This is a genomic window from Streptomyces sp. NPDC046900 (assembly GCF_040644975.1).
Classification (GTDB): domain Bacteria; phylum Actinomycetota; class Actinomycetes; order Streptomycetales; family Streptomycetaceae; genus Streptomyces.
In genome coordinates this window covers 1-18,296 of sequence record NZ_JBEYXD010000124.1, presented here as the reverse complement: position 1 = coordinate 18,296, position 18,296 = coordinate 1, and the positions used below count along the sequence as shown (strand labels likewise).

Below are 18,296 nucleotides of genomic sequence, written 5' to 3'. Positions count from 1 at the left end.
TCCAGGCACAGGTGCATCAGTCCGGCCAGATGCCGGCGGGCCGAACCGCCGGCGCGGCCCTGCCGCACCACCCGCCAGGCGGCCTCGCGAACGTCGCCGAGCCGATCGAGGTAGAGAGCGGCCGTACCAGTCCTTGCGATCTCGGCGGGATCGGTCTGCTGCGGCAGTTGTGCAAGAAGCCGGTCGAGCTCCTCGTGTGCCGCGGCGCCCGTGCGCGCCGGGTCGGAGAACGTCTTAGCCACCGCGGACAGGGCCGGTGGAACCTTTGGTCTGAGCCGCTCCAGTGCGGCGTAGAAGGGATGCCACAGTTCCTGCCGCCCGCCGTAGAAGCAGATCAGCAAAAGAAGATGGAGGGCGTCGATGAGTGCCGTGTCCTGCGCGTCGTACCCGTGGGGGGTGTCCTCGATGGCGCAGACCAGCAGCCGGTGTGCCGTGTCGAGGTCGCTGTCGCCGTTGAGAAGCAGGATTGCCGCTGCGGCGGCGGAGTGCAGGGAGACCTGCACTGCCGGGTCGGCCTGTCGGGCGTCGTCCAGGAGTGCCTGTGCACTGCGCAGCGAGCCGGTGGACTCGGCGCCGATGTAGGCGGCTTCAGCCAGCCGCCGGCCGCGGTCGGGGCCGTGCGGGGTCAAAGCCGCGGACCTCATCAGCGTCCGCACACTCCCCAAGGCGTCACCGCGTTGCAGGGTCATTCGCGCGGCGTGTTCCAGAAGCGCGGCCACGTGCTCGTCCGGTTCCAGGGTCGCCTCGCCCAGATGCCAGGCCTGGCGCTCGGGCTGCTCGGCCAGGGCGTGGGCGAGCGCGCGGTGTGCCGCGTGCCGCGCGCCGCTCGCCGCGGTCTCCACGGCGGCGGAGCGCACCAGCGGGTGGCGGAAGTTCAGTCGCCGGGTACCCGGGTCGATGTGCACCAGGTGAGCCCGTTCGGCAGGCGCGAGATCGTCCAGGGCGTCCCCGAGGCCGGCCTGGCGCGCGGCCGCCTGCAGGACGCCGAGCTCGCCGGTCCCCTCCAGCGCTGCCAGCAGCAGCAGACGCTGCGACCGCTCGGGCAGGCCGGCGATCCGGGAGCCGAAGAGTCCTCCCAGGCGTCGAGGGAGCGGCAGTACGGTGGGCAGCTCCTCCAGCGCGGCAAGCTGCGCCGCGCGCAGCGCGGTGGGCAGCTCCAGCAGCGCCAGGGGGTTGCCCTGTGCGGCGATCATCAGACGCTGGCGCACCCTGCCGACCAGAGTCGGGAAACGGGTGGTCAGCAGGTGGTCCGCCGCTTCCTTGTCCAAAGGCGCCAGTCCGTACGCCTGCAGTCCGCCGCTTTCGTACAGGGTCGGTGATCCCGAGCGCGCCGCGGCGAGCAGACTCACCCCGCTGCCGGTCATTCGCCGCGCAGCAAACTCCAGTACGGCGGCACTTGGCCGGTCGATCCAGGGAAGGTCGTCGACGACCACCAGCAGCGGCTGGTCGGCGGCGACCTTCTGCAGCAGGATCAGTGTGGCGTTGGAGACGACCAGCCTCTGCGGCAGTAGTCCGGTTTCGAAACCCAGCGCGACACGGAGGGCGTCGCGGTAGGTGTCCTCGAGGCAGTGCATTGCCTCCTGAAGCGGGAAGAGAACCTGGTTGAGGCCCGAGTAGCTGCAATCCGCCTCGAACTGTGTTCCGGTGGCGCGCAGCACCCGGGCCCCGGTCGCCGAAGCGGCCTCGGTAACCGCGTCCAGGACTGCCGTTTTCCCGACCCCCGCCTCGCCCGACAACAGCAGCGCTCCGCCTTCGGCTCCAAGACCCAGCAGGTCATGGATCCGCTTCAGGTCCCTGTCGCGGCCGATCAGGGTGCCTGTCGCGGTCTGCCCGCGGGAGTCACCGCTGCTCACCAACACTCTCCTATCAACTCGACGAGGTTTGCGTAATCAAGGGCTATGGTGCGGCACTCGTCCATGACGCAAGCCGGCCCGCCGCGGCAGGAACGACGAGTGCGCCAAGCGCAGCCGCCGGGTCCGCTGGGGCGTGCTCGGCCATGGCCTCTTGGAGTGGCAGCACGATGGCCATGTCCTCCTCGCACACGAGGCAGGTGCCGGGCACCGTGATCCAGGCGGCCCGGGCGAGGGGCTGGGTCACCGCGGCGGGCGATCGGCGGCCGAGTCCGGCGACACAGTGTTGCCCCAGGTGCGGTTCCACCTCGCTGCACAGGGTTTCCAGGGGCCGGTTAGCCTCGACATAGCCGCGGTCAGCGTCGTCCTCGGTGGGCTCGCGGACGTTCCAGCAGGGCGAACAGACGCCGCCCACCAGGGATCCACATCCTGCATCAAGGCGGTTAGGTGGATGATGCGCTGCACGTCGCCGGCTGTCGCGGCAGCTTCGGTGACGGGGCATCGGCCCCGGCCACTACCACCCGATCGAAACTCCCCTTCGACGGACACCGTTCCGCATTCGGAAGGACAGCGGCCTCGCACGCAGGCATCAGCCGACAGCACCCGAAACGATCACTCACGCTTCAAGACAGTGGATCTGGGCTCAGGCTCAGGCTCAGGCTCAGGCTCAGGCTCAGGCTCAGGCTCAGGCTCAGGCAGCAGGGGACACGGCTCCCCGCCCGTGTCGCTTCAACTGTTCGGCGACCGCCTCCAGAATGTCGTCGGACAGATCCGGGTCGGCCACGGCCCTGGAGATGAGCACGGCGCCTACCAGGGCGCTGAGGGTGAGCATCACCTCGGCCTGTGCCTCCTCCTCGTCGTCGCCGAGGCCGGCGATCAGGTCCAGGTATGTGCGGACCTGCTGTTCGTAGGCGGCCTTGAAGCGCTGGTCGCTGCGCCCGGCAGCGGCACCGAGGGTGACCAGGGCGCATCCCGTGTCGGGCGCATCGCGGTGCTGCTTGGCGAGGTAGGCGTCGATGAGGCCGGCCAGCGGCTGCTGCTTGTTCTTGCGCGCGGCCCTCTCCATCTTCGCCGAGCCCTCCGCCAGGGCGAGAGCCGCGGCCTGGGCGATCAGGTCGTCGCGGGAGGCGAAGTGCTTGTAGAAGCCGCCGTGCGTCAGGCCCGCCTCCTTCATCAGGTCCGCGACGCCGGGGCGACTCACGCCCTCCGCGCGAACCTTGCGGGCCGCGATGCGCAGCACACGCTCGCGGGATGCCGCTTTCTCCGCCTGCGAGTGACCCATCTCCGGCCTTCCCTTCGAAAAGCGGCGCATGTACGCCTCAAAACTGGCTTACGTTCATCATACACATGAATGGATGTTGAACATAATTCATATCGGAGGTGAAGCATGCCTCGGGCCCACAACCCCGCTGCACGGCAGTCCTGCAGGATCTCGCGGCGCATGCCAATCGTGCTGGCCACAGCCGGTGGGGCGGCCAACGCGGCGATCACGCGCGCGGACTGGCGGCGGGTGTGAACACCGTCCGCAAGGCGTAGGCAGTTCGCCGAGCGTGGACTGAACCGCCGGGACGACCTGATCGAGAAGATGGACGCCTGGACGATCCGATGCAACGAACGCGCCCGCCCCTTCCGCTGGACCCGCCAGGGCACTGCACTCAAGGAAATGGCCTGACCCTCCACGAACTTGCACGGAACAGCACCAGCTAGACCCGGACTTCGCGGGTCACCGTTTCAGGTCTGTGGCCAGCGGGTTTGCCCGATGTCGGTGTCGAGTAGGTCGAGACACCCTCGGTGGACAGGCCCCCGCCCGTCAGATCCCAGGCGCGGTCGCCGTTGAAAATCCCCAGAGGCATCTCCTGGCCGAGGTGGATGCCATACAGGGAATCGGCGTACTTGTGGCCGAGCTGAGCAGCCACAAGCGCACCGTAGTCGCTGGCGCCGACAGCGAATTTCTCGTGGCCGAGGACATCGGTCATCAGTGTGAGGAAGCGTTCCGCCATGGTGATGTAGTTCTCTCTGCCATGGGTCAGCGGCGTGGAGAAGGCGAAGCCGGGCAGGGAAGGAACGATGACATCGAAGGCGTCTGCCGGGTCTCCGCCGAAGGCGGCCGGGTCAGCGAGCGGGCGGATGACCTTGCTCCAGTCCCAGAAGGTCCAGGGCCAGCCGTGCATGAGGAGAAGCGGGATCGGTGCGGGGCCCCTCCCGGCTCACGGATGAAATGGACCGGGGTGCCGCCGACGTCGATGCGGTGGTGGGTGTAGCTGTTGAGCTGCGCTTCCACCGCACGCCAGTCGAAGCCGTCGGCCCAGTACTCCACCAAGGGCTTGATGCAGCTGGTGCTGAGTCCGTAGACCTCTTCCTCGTTATCGAGGTCAGGCGCGAAGCGGGTGGCCTTGAGCCGGTTCCGCAGATCGTCCAGGACGTCCTGGGCGACGTGGATCGTGAACGGCTCCATCTCGCGGCTGTTGTTGATAGTGCTCACAGTGTGTGACCCTTCAGGGGGTTGGCTGCGCTGTCCGGTCGTTAGGGACGAGCCCACGGGCTGCATGGCAGCACAGCCGGAGCGCGCGGGCGGTACGCGAACCACGGTCAGTACGTGAAGTCCACGCGCAGACGTGTCAGGTTGAGCTCCGCGATGTACCAGGTGCCGTCGATCTTGGCGAACCGGGGGCGGTAGTGGCCGAAGCCGTGCATGGCCGTGAACTGAGCCTCGCCGGTCTCGTCGGTGCTTGCCGGGCGGGTGATGAGGTCTTCCATCGCCCAGACACCGCGGGCCGAGGTCGCCGATTCCACGTCGATTTCGTCGGAGAACAGATGGTGGATGATGACGGCATCGGGACCGATGGTGGCGGGAATAATGGTGCTGATGTCCCCGCGCCCTTCCAGGGGCCGGGCGAAGGTTCCGTCCACGTTACGGTGGGTGAACCTGCCGTCCAGGGTGAACAGAGCCGCCAGGTCCGCCCAGCGCTGGTGGTCAGCGGCATAGACGTAGCATGCCATGAGGCGGCGGAGGTCCTCGTGGATGCTCAGACGCTCGATGTCATCCTGGGTGTTTGCCTTTCGTTCGACGCAGGGTGAGCGTGTGTGGCGCTGCGCGGCAGCAGAAGATCAAACGACTTCAGGCTTGAGGAGACGGCCGGCGTACCCGGGATTGGTGTAGTCGCGCCACGCGGCGATCAGGCCGTCGCGGATCTCATAGACGGCCATGTTCATAATCGGAGCGAGCGCGCCGCCGGGCAGGGCCAGGCCATGGAGCTGCTCTGCGATGACCACATCGCCGTTGACCGCCTGGTGAACCGTCTCGAACTTCACCTGTGAGAAATTGCCGAAGATACCCTCCCAAAGCTGCACCAGCCGGTCCCGGCCGTGTACCTCGTCCTCGCCGTAATTGCGGAAGACCACGTCGGGGTGAAGGAAAGGTGCGAGCTTGGAAGCGTCTTTGGCGTTGAACGTTTCGACGAACTCACGCACAAGGGTGTTGTTGTCCGTAGTCACAACCACTCCACTACCTGGACTGCCATATCACTTCAGCGTGCCTCCCAGAAAATGGACTTGCAAGTCCAGTATTGGAAGGGGCGCCCGGCGTCGGCGGACCCGGTGGGAGGAACGTGGTGCGGGGCTGCACCGAGCAGGAGATCGGCGACCTGCCCCGCCGGGAACTGGGCGCTGAGTGCGGCTGGACGGCCCGGCCCGGTCCCGCGTGCTGCTGCTGGGGGCCGGTGGCTTTGCCGCCCCGGGAGTGCCTGGCCTGGATGCGGTGCGCAACGCCGTCGCCGGCGTCGGCCGGGGCGTCTCGGACGTGGCGGTCGGGGACCACGTCGTACTGAGGCGACCCCCTCTGTGTGGACACTCTGACAATGGATCTTGTGGATCCGAGGAAGGGTGTCCTGGTGGGACGTAAGTCTCCGTATCCGGCGGAGTTCAGGAATGACGCGGTGGCGTTGTACCGCGCGGCGGGCGGGAAGCGTACGTATGCGGCGGTCGCGGCGGATGTCGGGGTGACCGGCGAGACGCTGCGCAGTTGGGTACGGCAGGCCGATGAGCGGGCGGGCCGCGGCAGCAGCGATGAGCAGGCTGCCGAGAGCAGGGACGAGGAACTGGCCCGGCTGCGTGCGGAGAACGGCCGCTGCGTCGGGCCGAGAAGGAGTGGGAACTCGAGCGGGAGATCCTGCGCCGGGCAGCCCAATATTTCGCCAAGGAGATGAGGGCGTGAGGCGCCGCTGGGACTTCATCTCCGACAACCGGGCCGACTTCGGCGTCCAGCGGATATGCCGGGTCCTTGGGGTCTCGCGCTCTGGGTTCTACCGGTGGGTCGCCGGCGCGGAGGCCCGTGAGGTCCGGCAGGCCGCCGATGAGGCCCTGGTCGCGGAGATCCGCGAGATCCACACCGGCCATAAGGGCACGTACGGAGTGCGGCGCGTGCACGCCGAGCTGCGAGGCTTCGGACACACCGTGAACCGCAAGCGCGTCGAGCGCCTCATGCGCAAGCACGGCCTTCAGGGCCTGCATCTGCGGCGCCGCAAGCGCACCACGGTCCCGGACCGGCTCGCACCACCCGCCCCCGATCTCGTTCAACGCGACTTCCATGCTGGGAAGTTGAACGAGAAGTGGTGCGGCGACATCACGTATGTGCAGGTCGGCGGCGCGTGGCTGTATCTCGCGTGCGTCCTGGACATCTGCTCACGTCGGGTGCTCGGCTGGTCAATGGCTACCCATATGCGCACTGAACTGGTCACCGACGCTCTCAAGATGGCCGTAGCCACCCGCGGTGGCAGCGTGGATGGGGTCATCTTTCATGCGGACCGCGGCTCGCAGTACACCGCTGCCGCGTTCGCGCAGGTCTGCGACGGCTTCAGGATCCGCAGGAGCATGGGCCGGGTCGGCTCGAGTTACGACAATGCCCTCGCCGAGAGTTTCTGGCAGGGACTCAAGAGGGAGACGATGCACCAGCCTCATGAATTCAGCTGCGACGGTCACCTGACGCACCAACAGGAGAAGGGTGCCTCCCACCTGCAATGATCTGATTGCTGAGATCAAAACCGTCGCAGAGAAGAGGCACCCGACAGGTGCAGGGTACCGAATGGGATCACCGGCTTGCCGTGCGGGCCGACGGCAAGAACCTGATCGGCCACGCGGGCGTGGTGCTGCTGCGGAAGGTCGCCGACCGCGTCGGCCTGGCCACCGCGCTGAGTGCGGCGTTACCGAAGGGCACCGGGCCGGGCCGGCGGGATCGGGGCATGGCGCTGGTCCAGCTGGCCTGTGCGATCGTGCTCGGCGCGACGAACGTCCTTCAGGCTGAGCAACTCCAGTACCACTGGCGGGCGGTGTTCCCGCGGCCGGTCTCGGACAGCACCCTGCGCCGCGCCCTGGCGGCGATCGACGGCCCGGTCGCGGCCCGGGTGGAGCGCGTCCGCGCCGCGATACGTCGCGTGGTGTGGATGCTGCTCGCCCTGCGGCCCGGCGGCTTCCCCTGGATCTCGGTATGCGGCCGGGAGGTGACCGGCTGGTACGTCCTCGACCTGGACGCGACCATCGTCACCTGCACCAGCCGGAAGGAAGGCGCGGCGGGCACCTTCAAGGGCAGCTTCGGCCACATGCCGCTGGGGGCGTGGGTGGCCAACACCCGCGAGTGCGTCGCCATGCTGCTGCGGCCGGCAACGCAGCCCCCAACGACGTCGCCGACCACAAGAGCGTTCTGGCCGCCGCGCTGCGGCAGCTCCCGCTGCCGCTGTGGTCGAAGCTGTTGGTCCGGATCGACGGCGCGGCCTTCAGCCACGACGTCCTCGACCACCTTCAGACGCTGACCACCAGCCGGCGCCGGGTGCGCTGGGTGACCGGCTGGGCGATCAACGCCACGGACGAGCAGGTCATCGCGCTGCTGCCCGAGATGGTGTGGACGGCCGCGCTGCGGCAGGACGGCGGGGTCCACGAGATCAAGGGGCCCGACGGCGAGTGGCTGACCTACCAGGTCGCCGAGCTGACCGGGGTCCGTGACCTGACCGGCTGGCCGCGGGGGATGCGGCTGATCGTGCGCCGGGTCAAGCCCTCGAGGCGGGATGCGAAGAAGCTGACCGCCTTCGAGAAGCGCACCGGCTGGCGCTACCAGATCATCGCCACGAACATCCCCGCCCACCACGGACTTTCCGGGGTTCCCGGCTCCGGGCAGGTGTGGTTCGTCGACGCCCTCTACCGTGATCACGCAGAGGTCGAGGACCGCGTGAAAGCCATCAAGCGGGTCGGCCTCGGGCTGCTGCCCTCCAAGTCCTGGCAGCTGAACGCCGCCTGGGTGCTGGCCGCCACGATCGCCGCCGACCTCGACGCATGGACCCGTCTCCTCCTCCTGCACGACGAGCCCGAACTCGCCGCCGCACAGCCGGAGACGATCCGCATGAAGCTGTACCGCCTGCCCGCCCGACTCACCGCCCACGCCCGCAGGCGCACCCTCCACCTCGACCGCACCTGGCCCTGGACCGCAACGTTCACCACCGCCTGGCAGCGGGCCCACCAGCTCCCGGCCCTCACCTGACGGCAGTCCGTCACCCCGACGACACCGGAAAGGACAGCACCGCACCGCACCACCCTCGGGCCCGTGGAACCCGACGCCCCGCAGCGTCACGCGACGGCCAGTCCCGACACGGCACGGGACATATCGGGCAGCCAGCCGCTCACAACGCCGCCGTCAGCCCTCGGAAGAATCGAGGCCAGAGGCTGTTCTCGACGGTGCGGCAGGCGAGGCTGGAGATTTTCCAGTGGCTGACGTACTACAACGTCCGCAGGCGTCACAGCGCCCTCAACTACCTCTCGCCTGTGGAGTTCGAACAGCAGCATCTGCGAGCAGATAAGCTATCGATCGCGGCATGAGCCCCTGTGTCCACACTCCGGGGGACGCCTCACAAGACGACCAAGCGATCACTTCGAAATCATCGGATTCGAGAAGGGTTCTGAATCGGGGCGGCGCAAAGACGGCGTTGCGGCCTGTCTGCCGGGGTGCCCAGCGCTGGCAGGCGCGCGCTCACTACGCGACGGGCTGCCCGGCCGCCTGCAACTGCCTGATCCCCCAGTCGAGGGCGGCTTCGAGATGGTCAGCTGTCCGGTGGACAGCATGATCGACACCCCGCCCTGGATACCGGCGAGGAGCGCTGCGGCGGCCTCGTCGACATCGAGCGACTCCGGCAGATGGCCCTGGTGCTGCATCGACCGGATCCCGGTGGCGAGGTATTCCTGCCACATCCGCATGAGCTCGATGACGATGGCGCGGGCCCCAGGCGTAGAGCGTCCGACCTGCGAGAACAGCGCACTCATAGGGCAGGAGTCGCCCTGTGCTGCGTATCTCTCTACAACGACGTCACGCCAGTGGTACCAGGCGTCCCACGAGTCGAGCGTGCTGATGTGCGGTTGCTGGTCGTCCAGAACGCGGTCCGCTTCGTATTGCGCGACCGCGAGTAGGAGTTCCTCTTTCCCCTCGGGGAAATAGTGGAAGAGCTGACTCTTGCTCGTACGGGTCTGCAGGCGGATGTCGTCCAGTGTTGCCGCGACGACCCCTTTCTCCCGCAGGACCTGGGCAGCGCCTTCGATGATGCGCGCTCGCGTGGCCTCGCCCTTCGGTGTCAGCCTGGATCCATCGATCGGTGACCGGCTGACGGTGTCTCCATGGAGAAGACGTGCCTTGTGACCTGCGAGGATGGGAGTTCTCTAGGCTTCCAACCCGCAGCAAGACAAGGCACGTCCTAAGTGAAATCCTCCCACAGCCCCGCGGCGACCTTCGCCGCGTTCGACGACGCGAACCTGCTGGCGCACGGCGGCCTGGCCCCGGCGGTGCGCCTGGCCGAGCGATGCGGCCTGCCCGGCCTGGTCCGCGAGAAGGTCCGCCTGGCCGGGGCCGCGAACGGGGCCGGGGCCGCCGCGGACGCGAAGGTGATGTCGCTGGTCGCGGCGATGCTCGCCGGGGCCGACAGCATCGACGACGCCGACGTGCTGCGGCACGGTGCGACGGCGAAGGCGTTCACGGGGATGCGCGCCCCGACGACGCTCGGTGCCTTCCTGCGTGCGTTCACCTGGGGGCACGTGCGCCAACTCCAGTCCGCTGTCCGGGCATTCACCTGCAACCTCGCGGTGCACTGCCGACTGCTGCCCGGATCCGACCAGGTCGTCCACCTGGACATCGACTCCAAGGTCAAGCAGGTCTACGGGGCCGGCAAGCAGGGTGCCGAGCACGGCTACACCAAGGTCCGCGGCCTGCACTTCCAGATCGTGACCGCCTCCACCCCGCTGGCCGCCCCAGTGATCGTGGCCTCCCGGCTGCGGAAGGGCTCGGCGGGCTCCGCCAAGGGCGCGGCGAGCCTGATCGCCGAGGCGATCCGCGCGGTGCGGGCCATGGGTGCCACCGGCATGATCGTCGTGCGGGCCGACTCGGCGTTCTTCTCCCACAAGACGGTGGCGGCCTGCCGCCGCGCCGGGGCGAGGTTCTCCCTGGCCGTCGCTCAGCGCAAGAAGGTCCGTCAGGCCATCGCGACCATCCCCGAGACCGCCTGGACGCCGATCAAGTACCCCAAGGCGATCTGGGACGCGGACGAGGAACGGTGGATCTCGGACGCGGAGGTCGCCGAGGTCGAGTACACCGCGTTCACCGGCAAGGCCAAGAAGCACCGCGTCACCGCCCGGCTGCTGGTCCGGCGCGTCAAGCGGCTGGGCGACGCCCGCGCCCCGGACGGCCAGGGCGAGTTGTTCAAGGTCTACCGGTTCCACGCGGTCTTCGCGGACACGCCCTTCCCGCTCGTGGAAGCGGAGAAGATCCACCGCGCGCACGCTGTCGTGGAGCAGGTCTTCGCCGACCTCGAGGACTCCGCGCTCGCGCACCTGCCGTCGGGGAAGTTCACCGCGAACGCCGCGTGGCTCACCCTGGCCGTGCTCGCCCACAACCTCACCCGCGCCCTGGGCTGCCTGGCGTCCGCCTTCCACGCAAAGGCCCGCACCGGCACGATCCGCCGCCAACTGGTAGCCGTCCCGGCCCGGTTGGCCACCGCCGCGCGCACGCTGACCTTCCACCTCCCCGCCCGATGGCCCTGGCAGGACGCCTTCCAGAGCCTGTGGACAGCCAGCGGCTGTCGCCTGCGGCCCTGAACTCCCGCCCGCCACAACCGCCCACGGCCCAAGGATCTCGGAGACCCCGCCACCGGAACGGCCATCCGGCAATCGCCCATGCCCAGCCACCGAAATCCACCCCGAACGGCACCGGAAACGGCTCACAGAAATCGAGTCGGCGGATCCAGGGTCAGAACACGGCTCACGACTTCTCCACTCCCGCATAGGTAATACGGACTAGCCTACTTCGATGCGGTTCGCCGCCGGCCGGCCGTACCAATCCGTCCGCCGGCCTGAAGCCGATGGGCACGGTTACCTCGCTGTGCTCGACATCGTCCAGGAGCACAACGTTGGCCTGGGGTGTGCGGCAGTATGCCGGAACCTCAAGCAAGATGCGGGGACCTTGCTGACGTCTGCTTGTGGGTGAGCGACCTGGACGCTGTGCATTAGGGGTTTGTGCATCGTTTCAACGGGCGAGCCGCGGGGGTTGGCGCTGGCCTATATACGGGGCCGGATTGTGTCCACCGGATGCTGAACCGCATCGCGTGGGACGTCGGTGAGGTCCTGGCCGAAGTGCGGCGGTCCGTTCACGGCCCGCCGCAGGCCGGAGCCTGGGCGGGTCGCTGGTGCAGAACTCCGCGATGACGAAGCCGTGTGCGCCGCCGTTTCCATCAGCGCGCCGGCAGCGTCAACTGCTGCCTCCGATGCGGTCCATGCGGTCGAGTTTGCTGGCCGCAGCAAGCAGGGCGTGCCTCGGCGGTGTCGAGAGGCGCCAGGGCCGTGATCGCGCGGGACCCATACGGTGTGGGCCGCAGGCGTTGCGGGCCCAGGGCGGGTCGCCGACGCCAATCGGGGTCAGCGGAGCTTACGGAACGTGGACCGGAGGTCAGTGATCCATGCCTCCGGATTCTCCCACGGGCCGAAGTGACCGCCCTTCTCGTGAACGTTGACGTCGCGTACGTCCCCGTAGAAGGATCCGCTGGCCGCCTTGGAAGGGGCTTGTCCTCATGCGCGTCTGTCTGATCGTGCAGCCGGTGAGGCGGCAAGCGCGATCACGCAGACCACGGCCCGGCGTGTGATCCTTTTCCGGCGTGCCCCACGAGCTGTTCTCCTGTACCAGGCGCGACACCAGGACGCGGATCGAGCGGACGATCGGGCGGGCGCCCGCGACGCTTCGGCACTCAGCGATCACGGCAATACGCCGCGTTGATGCGACACGTCTCACTCGCCCTGAAAGCACATTGAACAGATAGGTCTGTCTAGTGTGAGTACCTGCTTTCTCCCCGACCAGAGAGTGACCCATGAGCTGCGCATCCACCACGCGCCAACCCACTCTTCGGGACGTCCCGGTCAGGCGGTCTCCCGCGCACGCGGCCCCGCGCCGCGCCCTGGGTCCCAAGGCCACCATGGGCCTGTTGGCCTCGATCCTGATCTCGCTGCTGGCGTCGTCCAGCGCGCCGACTCCCCTCTACGCGATCTACCAGCGGCACTGGGGCTTCTCCCCCATCACCGTCACCGTCGTCTTCGGCCTCTACGCGATGGCCGTGCTGGTCTCGCTCCTGGTCTTCGGGAGGATCTCCGATCACGTGGGCCGGCGGCCGGTGCTCCTGGTGGCCTTGATCGTGCAGGTCCTGGCGATGGTGGTGTTCATCACCGCCGGTGGCGTGGGCGCGTTGCTGGCCGCCCGCGTCCTCCAGGGAGCGAGCACCGGGGCGGCGGTCGGTGCGCTCGGCGCCGGAATGATTGACATCGACGCGCGCAGGGGTGGCTTCCTGAACTCCTTCGCGCCCACGATGGGGACCGCGAGCGGCGCCGTCGCCTCGGGGCTGATCGTGCAGTACCTGCCCGCCCCCACCCACCTCGTCTATGCCCTGCTGCTCGGTGTGTTCGTCGTACAGGCCCTGGCCGTGCTCGCCATGAACGAGACGGTGAGCCGTGAGCGGGGCGCGCTGGCCAGTATGGTCCCCGAGTTCAAGCTGCCCAGGTCGGCCCGTGCGTCGGTGGCGATCGCCGCACCCGTGATGTTCGCGGTGTGGGCCCTGACTGGCCTCTACGGCGCGCTGGGACCGGCCATCACGCGGACCCTGGTGCACTCCACGTCCGTGGTGTGGGGAGGTCTGCCCCTGTTCGTGCTCGCCGGCTTCGCCGGTCTGTCGGTCGTCGTGCTGCGTAGCGCCGAGACGCGGAGCATGATGCTGATCAGCGTCGGCACGCTGGTCATCGGTGTGGTGATCACTTTGGTGTCCATCGCCTCGGGTACCGGCGGCACGCCCTCCGTGATCGGGTTCTTCGCGGGCGGCGCGATATCCGGCTTCGGCTTCGGCAGCGGGTTCCAAGGTGGCATCAGGCTGGTCGTGCCGCAGGTGAAACCGCACGAGCGAGCCGGCGTCCTCTCCCTGCTGTATGTCGTGTGCTACGTGGGCCTGGGCGTGCCGGCCGTGATCGCCGGAGTCCTGGTCGTCCACGGCGGCGGCCTGGTCCAGACGTCCAGGGAATACGGCATCGCCGTCATCGTGCTTGCCCTCGCGGTCCTGACCGGGCTACTGCGCAGCGGCCGCCGTGTCGAGCGGGTGGCAGTGGTCCGGTCGGAATCCGCCGCCCCCTCCGAGGCAGCGCCCGTGGCGCAGACCTCAGAGGTGTGACGGGACGCGTTCGCGTTGGAATGAACAGATCTGTCCGAGAGGTTAGTGGCCATGGAGACCGGGACCGCGACCAAGGCATCGGCGCGCGAGCGACTGCTCGCGGCAGCCAATGAGCTCTTCTACAGCGCAGGCGTGCAGAGCGTCGGCATCGACCGCGTCATCGAACGCGCCGGGGTGGCCAAGGCATCCCTCTACAACCTCTTCGGGAGCAAGGAAGGCCTTGTCTGCGCCTACCTGGACCTCCGCCACGAGCGCATGCGGGACCGGATCACCCGGACCCTGACCCGCTTCCGTACTCCGCGCGAGCAGCTACTCGGCGTCTTCGACGCGCTCGGCGAGGCGTTCACCGATCCGGAGTACAACGGTTGCGCCTTCGCGCGGGCCACCGCCGAGACGGCCGAGGACAGCGCGATCCGCCAGGTCGCCGACCACTACCGTGCCTGGGTGCGTCACCTGTTCACAGAGCTGGCCGCCGCGTCCGGATACGCTGACCCGGAGGCGCTGGCCCGCCAGCTCCTCCTGCTGTACGACGGCGCGGGGCAATCCGCGCGGATGGACGGTGATGCCTCCGCCGCCACGACCGCCCGTGCCGCCGCGGCCGCCCTGCTCGACGCGGCGCCACACGCGGAGCGCACGACCACCGCGTGAAGGCTCTCGCCGCGCGGGCCCCGGCCGGTGCGTGGGGTGGCGGTGTACGCACCCATGACGGCGCGGCGCCCTCGACACCCCCTGTCCGTCGGCGGGAATCGCGGGCCCGCTGCGGGTTGCCACCCGCCTCCGCGCGCACGCCGATCACCACGACTCGGAACCTCCTGCGGCCGGCCGCGGAGCACCAGCCCCGAAGGCGCGGTCATGCCCTCTCGCACCGCTCCCAGGTGAGGACTCCTGTGCGCAGCTTCCCGTAGATCTGGACGGGGACGGCCAGCGCCAGTTGCAGCACGGATCCAGGATCGCCGCCATCATCGACACCGTCGTGACGGCTTTCACCTTAAGTCTTGAGTTCGGCTTGGGACCGCCTGTCAGGCGTCGGCTCCCGGTTTCCCGCCCGGCGGGCACCTTGCTGGCAGCGGGGCGCACCTAGCGGCTGCGAGGTCTGCAGCCGAATCGCCCGACGTCTGGGCCTACTTCGTGCACTACGGTCCCTGACCGGCCGCGGATCCCGATGTAAAACAACCGGTATACTTCAGCTATGGAGACCTCGGACCGACTTCACGCACAGCCGCACGGCGGCCGAGGCGCTCGGGAGCGCATCCTCTGGGCGGCGGCCAAGCTCTTCTACGAGGAGGGCATCAACGCCACGGGGATGAACCGCCTCGCCGAAGTCGCCCATGTCTCCAAGCGGACCTTCTACCAGCACTTTTCCAGCAAGAGCGCATTGGTGGAGGAGTACTTGCGGCACTTTGAGGGTGAGGGTGCGCCACGCTGCGAGCAGGTCTTGTCACGCACTGACCTCACCCCTCGCGAACGGTTGCTCGGCGTGTTTGGCGACCGAGCGGTGCGCGGGTGTCCCTTCCACGACGCGGCCGTGGAGGCCGCAGGAAGCCTCCCCGGTGTCCAGAAGGTGGTGATTCGACATAAGCGGGACTTCGCGCAGCGCCTGATCGACACCGCCCGGGAAGCCGGAGCAGACGATCCAGAGGTTCTGGGCCGGCAACTGGCCGTGCTCTTCGAGGGGGCCGGGGCGCTGACCACCTCCCTCGGGGACAAGAGCCCTCTGCGGGATGCGCGCAGTGCGGCCGTGATGCTCATAGATTTGGCGACGCGGACGGCCGTCGGCGAGCAGTGACCAGGACTGCCGTCCCAACCGATGAGCTCGACGTTGGGTGCGGCATGCGAGCCCGCCACCCGACCGGCCGCACTCGTGCGTCGATCTCTGTCCGCGTGCTGAGTCGGGGCGGGTGGGCGAGGTTTCAGGTTCACTGGTTCGGCTGTTGCTTAACCTGTGCGGGCCTTGTCGCCGTTCGGCCCCGTGGCCCAACGAGGCCGCAGCCCATTCCATCGGCGCGATCGTGTGCGGGCCAGTAGGCGGTCGCCTGGAGACCGGCGCCTTGACGTTCGGCTGCGGCTCGCCGTAGCGCCGGTCAGCCGAAGGCGCGCTCGCTGTCCAGGAACCGGGACACGTGGCTGACGAACAGCTCGGGGTACTGGAACAGCGCGCCGTGCCCGGAGTCGGGGTAGATGATCAGCTGCGCACCCGGAATGTGCTGCTGCAGAATGTAGGAGTTGATCGTCGGCACCATGACGTCATGGCTGCCATTGACGATCAGGGTGGGCTGCTGGATGGTCTTCAGCTCGCTCCACCGCTCACCAACCTGCTCGCGCCATTTGCCCATGGCCCCGACCTGGGCCTTGGCGACCTGCATCGAGCTCGGCGGGTCGACGTCGACGGTGCGCTGGTGGCGCCGCGCCCAGAACTCCTTGCCTGCCTGCTGGCTGGCTTCAGACGGCTCGAAGAACAGGAACATGTACCCATCCTTGGTGATCTCCGGATCATGCCCGCCCACCTCATATATCTTTGGGTCCTGGCCCTCGAATTCCCCTGCCCGCGGACCCGTGCCGACCAGCACGAGCCGGCGCACGAGCTCAGGGTGGCGCAGCGTCAGAGTCTGGGCGATGTAACCGCCGATGGAGAAACCGAGAACGTCGGCCTGCGAAATGCCCAGCGCCCGGATGACCGCCGCGCTGTCGTCACCGAAGGCCTCGAACGTCTCCGGCACCTCGCCACTGGACCCGGCCACCCCGGCGTAGTCGAACAGGATCACTTCCCGGTTCGCGGCCAGCCCGTCGGTGACCGCCGGGTCCCAGTTGTCCATCCCGCCGCGGAAGTGCACCAGGAACACCAGCGGGGTACCACCCGGCTTGCCGAACCGGCGGTATGCGTGCCGGACTCCCCCCGCCTCCACATACTGCGTGGGTGCGGTGACGTGCGTGTGCGGCATGTTCTGCTCCTTTGCTACTTATTCGCGTTACAGCAGGACCGTTGTCGTCCTGTTCGGACCGGTCCTGGAAACCGATCGGATTCCTCACTCACAGCGGATGTAAACCGATCGGTACCCTCACCCTAACACCGGATGTAAACCGATCGGTACCCCTGGCATGAGGGGGGGATCACAGCGATGTGGCTCGCGACAGCGCGAAGCGCGCAGATGCCGGACCCTCCAGGTGTAGATCACGTTCCGAGGCTGCAGTTCGCTGGCGGTGAGCGAGCTGCGATGCGCCGGCCTGCGCGGTTGCGTCGGCTGTGGCAGATGGGCGACGGCTTGGGGCAGCGACGCCACCGTGACCAGTGCAGGTGGCGGCGAAGATGCTCGGCCGGACTGGGGTGCGCAGCCGCCATGACCAGGGTTGGCGGATCTCGTATCCCGTGGAGGCGATCGGAACGAGATGAGCGTTGCGGGTGAGGTCGATCTGCTCGCCCCTCAGTGCACCGCAGCCCGGCCGACGCCGCAATCGCCCTCGGGCACATTCTCGGTGTCGGCGCGGTTCCATCAGGGCAGGAGCCCTCGTCTTTTGAAGAGGTGGCGAAGGACGAAAGCCGGGAGCAGGCGCCGGTGTCCGAAGCGGTAGGTGAGGGCGCGCTCCATCGTGGTGACGATGTGCTGTTGGTTGCCCATCCCGAAATTGCCCAGGTTCATCTCGGCGGCGTTGGCGATCGGGGTGGCGTTCCACGCGTCGGTGCAGGCCTGTTTGAAGGGTGTGTCGATGCGTGTGAGGCAGTGGTCGAAGACGTCGCTGAGTACGGTGCTCTCAGTCGAGATCCAGGCGCGGATCTCGGCGAGGTTCTCTTGGAGGTCGTGTCCGGTGCCAGCCCGGCCCGACCACGTGCAGCTGGTCCGGCAACTGTCGTGCAGGGGGACTGTGCCCGTGCCAAGGCTCCTCCGTGGTCATTGTGCCGTTCCGCAGCTACCTCTGATCCCCATGACGGCCGGGCATGCGGGGCCTGTTACCGGCTGTGGAATTTCCATCCGGATGGTGGTCGATCCACGACAGGCCGTCCATGTCCAGGCGCTGACGGGTGCGGGTGACGGCTACGTAGGCGAGGCGGGCCTCGCTGTCGTCGATCGGCCCGGGAATGGCGCGTCCGTTGTCGTCTTTCTGGTCGCTGTCCTTCGGTGGGGTGAAGTCGTCGGCGATTCTCACGCGGGCCCATTCACGTCCCTTGGCCTTGTGCGCGGTGGAGACGGTCACCTCGGCGTGCTGCTCGGGAGCAAGTGAGGCCACGGCCTCGAGGATGGCGTCGGTGCCGTGTTTGTCGACGAGGTCGACCAGGGGTTGCAGGTCGCGGCCGGCCGGATCGTGGTCGGCGTAGTCCTGCAGCTCTCCCCAGGTCGGGAAGAGGAGGAGTTCGGAGTGGGTGGTGCGGCGGCCCTCCTTCAGGTCACGGGCGGCCAGGGCAAGGGCGCGCAGGCCCTCCCCTCCCCCGGCCAAGGCAACGCGGTGTCCGCCTGCCATCAGTGCCATGGCCTGGGCCATGGCGCCGGCGTTGGTGCGGCACAGGACCGCGTCGGGGCAGGCCACGGGGCCGAGTTCGGTGGGCACGGCCGGTGTACCGGTGAGGCGGATGGGGGCGCCTGCGATGTGCAGCCAACGGTTGGCTTCGCGGGCCAGGTGGGGGCCAAAGCGGAAGGTGAAGTTCCCCCGCTGAGCTGGACAGCCTGATACTGGGACGGTTGGGTCCCAGAGGAAGCAGTCCAGGTTGAGTGGCAAGAGCAACATGAGCAAG

General features: G+C 68.2%; 15 protein-coding genes and 4 pseudogenes. 8 read left to right on the top strand and 11 right to left on the bottom strand.

Translation table 11 applies throughout. The annotated features are described in order from the left end of the window. The 7 genes and pseudogenes from ABZ904_RS46675 to ABZ904_RS46645 form a co-directional block, all read right to left on the bottom strand. Positions 1 to 1,853: AAA family ATPase (locus ABZ904_RS46675; protein WP_361830220.1), on the bottom strand; the 1,853-nt coding region annotated here is incomplete at its 3' end. A gap of 43 nt (positions 1,854 to 1,896) precedes the next feature. Next, positions 1,897 to 2,265, bottom strand: coding sequence for a hypothetical protein (locus tag ABZ904_RS46670; protein WP_361830218.1), 369 nt, complete (start codon positions 2,263 to 2,265; stop codon positions 1,897 to 1,899). Positions 2,266 to 2,541: 276 nt separating this feature from the next. Continuing rightward, positions 2,542 to 3,132: a TetR/AcrR family transcriptional regulator gene (locus tag ABZ904_RS46665; protein ID WP_361000011.1), complete on the bottom strand. Its 591-nt coding sequence runs from the start codon at positions 3,130 to 3,132 to the stop codon at positions 2,542 to 2,544. A gap of 421 nt (positions 3,133 to 3,553) precedes the next feature. Next, positions 3,554 to 4,021, bottom strand: coding sequence for an alpha/beta fold hydrolase (locus ABZ904_RS46660; RefSeq protein ID WP_361000013.1), 468 nt, complete (start codon positions 4,019 to 4,021; stop codon positions 3,554 to 3,556). 92 nt (positions 4,022 to 4,113) lie between these two features. Then, positions 4,114 to 4,305, bottom strand: a pseudogene (locus ABZ904_RS46655) (epoxide hydrolase N-terminal domain-containing protein); the annotation flags it as partial. Positions 4,306 to 4,439: 134 nt separating this feature from the next. Then, positions 4,440 to 4,874: a nuclear transport factor 2 family protein gene (locus ABZ904_RS46650; protein ID WP_361830226.1), complete on the bottom strand. Its 435-nt coding sequence runs from the start codon at positions 4,872 to 4,874 to the stop codon at positions 4,440 to 4,442. Between the two features lie 84 nt (positions 4,875 to 4,958). Then, on the bottom strand, positions 4,959 to 5,345 hold the full coding sequence (locus ABZ904_RS46645) for a nuclear transport factor 2 family protein (protein WP_361000018.1): 387 nt from the start codon (positions 5,343 to 5,345) through the stop codon (positions 4,959 to 4,961). Positions 5,346 to 5,740: 395 nt separating this feature from the next. On the opposite strand from ABZ904_RS46645, the pseudogene ABZ904_RS46640 reads away from it, so the two are divergent. From ABZ904_RS46640 to ABZ904_RS46625, 4 genes and pseudogenes are all read left to right on the top strand, one after another. Beyond that, positions 5,741 to 6,797, top strand: a pseudogene (locus tag ABZ904_RS46640) (IS3 family transposase); the annotation flags it as partial. Positions 6,798 to 6,916: 119 nt separating this feature from the next. Continuing rightward, positions 6,917 to 7,654 carry a transposase gene (locus ABZ904_RS46635; protein ID WP_361830215.1) on the top strand — a complete coding sequence of 246 codons (738 nt, stop codon included), beginning with the start codon at positions 6,917 to 6,919 and terminating at the stop codon, positions 7,652 to 7,654. Beyond that, a complete protein-coding gene (locus tag ABZ904_RS46630; RefSeq protein WP_361830224.1) occupies positions 7,594 to 8,376 on the top strand; it encodes a transposase in 783 nt (260 codons plus the stop codon). The genes ABZ904_RS46635 and ABZ904_RS46630 overlap by 61 nt, the downstream gene beginning before the upstream one ends. Then, positions 8,310 to 8,711 carry an IS3 family transposase gene (locus tag ABZ904_RS46625; RefSeq protein ID WP_361830222.1) on the top strand — a complete coding sequence of 134 codons (402 nt, stop codon included), beginning with the start codon at positions 8,310 to 8,312 and terminating at the stop codon, positions 8,709 to 8,711. The genes ABZ904_RS46630 and ABZ904_RS46625 overlap by 67 nt, the downstream gene beginning before the upstream one ends. Positions 8,712 to 8,865: 154 nt before the next feature. Here the strand turns inward: ABZ904_RS46625 and ABZ904_RS46620 are convergent. After that, a pseudogene (locus ABZ904_RS46620) lies at positions 8,866 to 9,476 on the bottom strand (TetR/AcrR family transcriptional regulator). Between the two features lie 105 nt (positions 9,477 to 9,581). Between ABZ904_RS46620 and ABZ904_RS46615 the strand changes: the two are divergent. The 4 genes from ABZ904_RS46615 to ABZ904_RS46600 all read left to right on the top strand — a co-directional run bounded on the left by ABZ904_RS46615 (position 9,582) and on the right by ABZ904_RS46600 (position 15,359). Beyond that, a complete protein-coding gene (locus ABZ904_RS46615; protein ID WP_361830213.1) occupies positions 9,582 to 10,970 on the top strand; it encodes an IS1380 family transposase in 1,389 nt (462 codons plus the stop codon). A 1,262-nt stretch (positions 10,971 to 12,232) separates the two neighbouring features. Further along, positions 12,233 to 13,573: an MFS transporter gene (locus ABZ904_RS46610; protein ID WP_361000024.1), complete on the top strand. Its 1,341-nt coding sequence runs from the start codon at positions 12,233 to 12,235 to the stop codon at positions 13,571 to 13,573. Between the two features lie 51 nt (positions 13,574 to 13,624). Then, complete coding sequence (locus ABZ904_RS46605; protein WP_361000027.1) at positions 13,625 to 14,221, top strand: TetR/AcrR family transcriptional regulator; 597 nt, start codon at positions 13,625 to 13,627, stop codon at positions 14,219 to 14,221. Between the two features lie 541 nt (positions 14,222 to 14,762). Next, positions 14,763 to 15,359 carry a TetR/AcrR family transcriptional regulator gene (locus ABZ904_RS46600; RefSeq protein ID WP_361000030.1) on the top strand — a complete coding sequence of 199 codons (597 nt, stop codon included), beginning with the start codon at positions 14,763 to 14,765 and terminating at the stop codon, positions 15,357 to 15,359. A 295-nt stretch (positions 15,360 to 15,654) separates the two neighbouring features. Here the strand turns inward: ABZ904_RS46600 and ABZ904_RS46595 are convergent, their stop codons facing one another. The 3 genes and pseudogenes from ABZ904_RS46595 to ABZ904_RS46585 form a co-directional block, all read right to left on the bottom strand. Further along, positions 15,655 to 16,512, bottom strand: coding sequence for an alpha/beta hydrolase (locus ABZ904_RS46595; RefSeq protein ID WP_361000032.1), 858 nt, complete (start codon positions 16,510 to 16,512; stop codon positions 15,655 to 15,657). A 549-nt stretch (positions 16,513 to 17,061) separates the two neighbouring features. Continuing rightward, positions 17,062 to 17,208: a hypothetical protein gene (locus tag ABZ904_RS46590; protein WP_361000035.1), complete on the bottom strand. Its 147-nt coding sequence runs from the start codon at positions 17,206 to 17,208 to the stop codon at positions 17,062 to 17,064. 268 nt (positions 17,209 to 17,476) lie between these two features. Beyond that, a pseudogene (locus ABZ904_RS46585) lies at positions 17,477 to 18,202 on the bottom strand (3'-5' exonuclease); the annotation flags it as partial. Positions 18,203 to 18,296 lie beyond the last annotated feature (94 nt).

Coding starts and splice junctions, on each gene's coding strand:
- ABZ904_RS46665 (WP_361000011.1), bottom strand. CDS start 3,132: ATGGGTCACTCGCAGGCGGAGAAAGCGGCATCCCGCGAGCGTGTGCTG.
- ABZ904_RS46660 (WP_361000013.1), bottom strand. CDS start 4,021: ATGCACGGCTGGCCCTGGACCTTCTGGGACTGGAGCAAGGTCATCCGC.
- ABZ904_RS46610 (WP_361000024.1), top strand. CDS start 12,233: ATGAGCTGCGCATCCACCACGCGCCAACCCACTCTTCGGGACGTCCCG.
- ABZ904_RS46605 (WP_361000027.1), top strand. CDS start 13,625: ATGGAGACCGGGACCGCGACCAAGGCATCGGCGCGCGAGCGACTGCTC.
- ABZ904_RS46600 (WP_361000030.1), top strand. CDS start 14,763: ATGGAGACCTCGGACCGACTTCACGCACAGCCGCACGGCGGCCGAGGC.
- ABZ904_RS46595 (WP_361000032.1), bottom strand. CDS start 16,512: ATGCCGCACACGCACGTCACCGCACCCACGCAGTATGTGGAGGCGGGG.
- ABZ904_RS46590 (WP_361000035.1), bottom strand. CDS start 17,208: ATGAACCTGGGCAATTTCGGGATGGGCAACCAACAGCACATCGTCACC.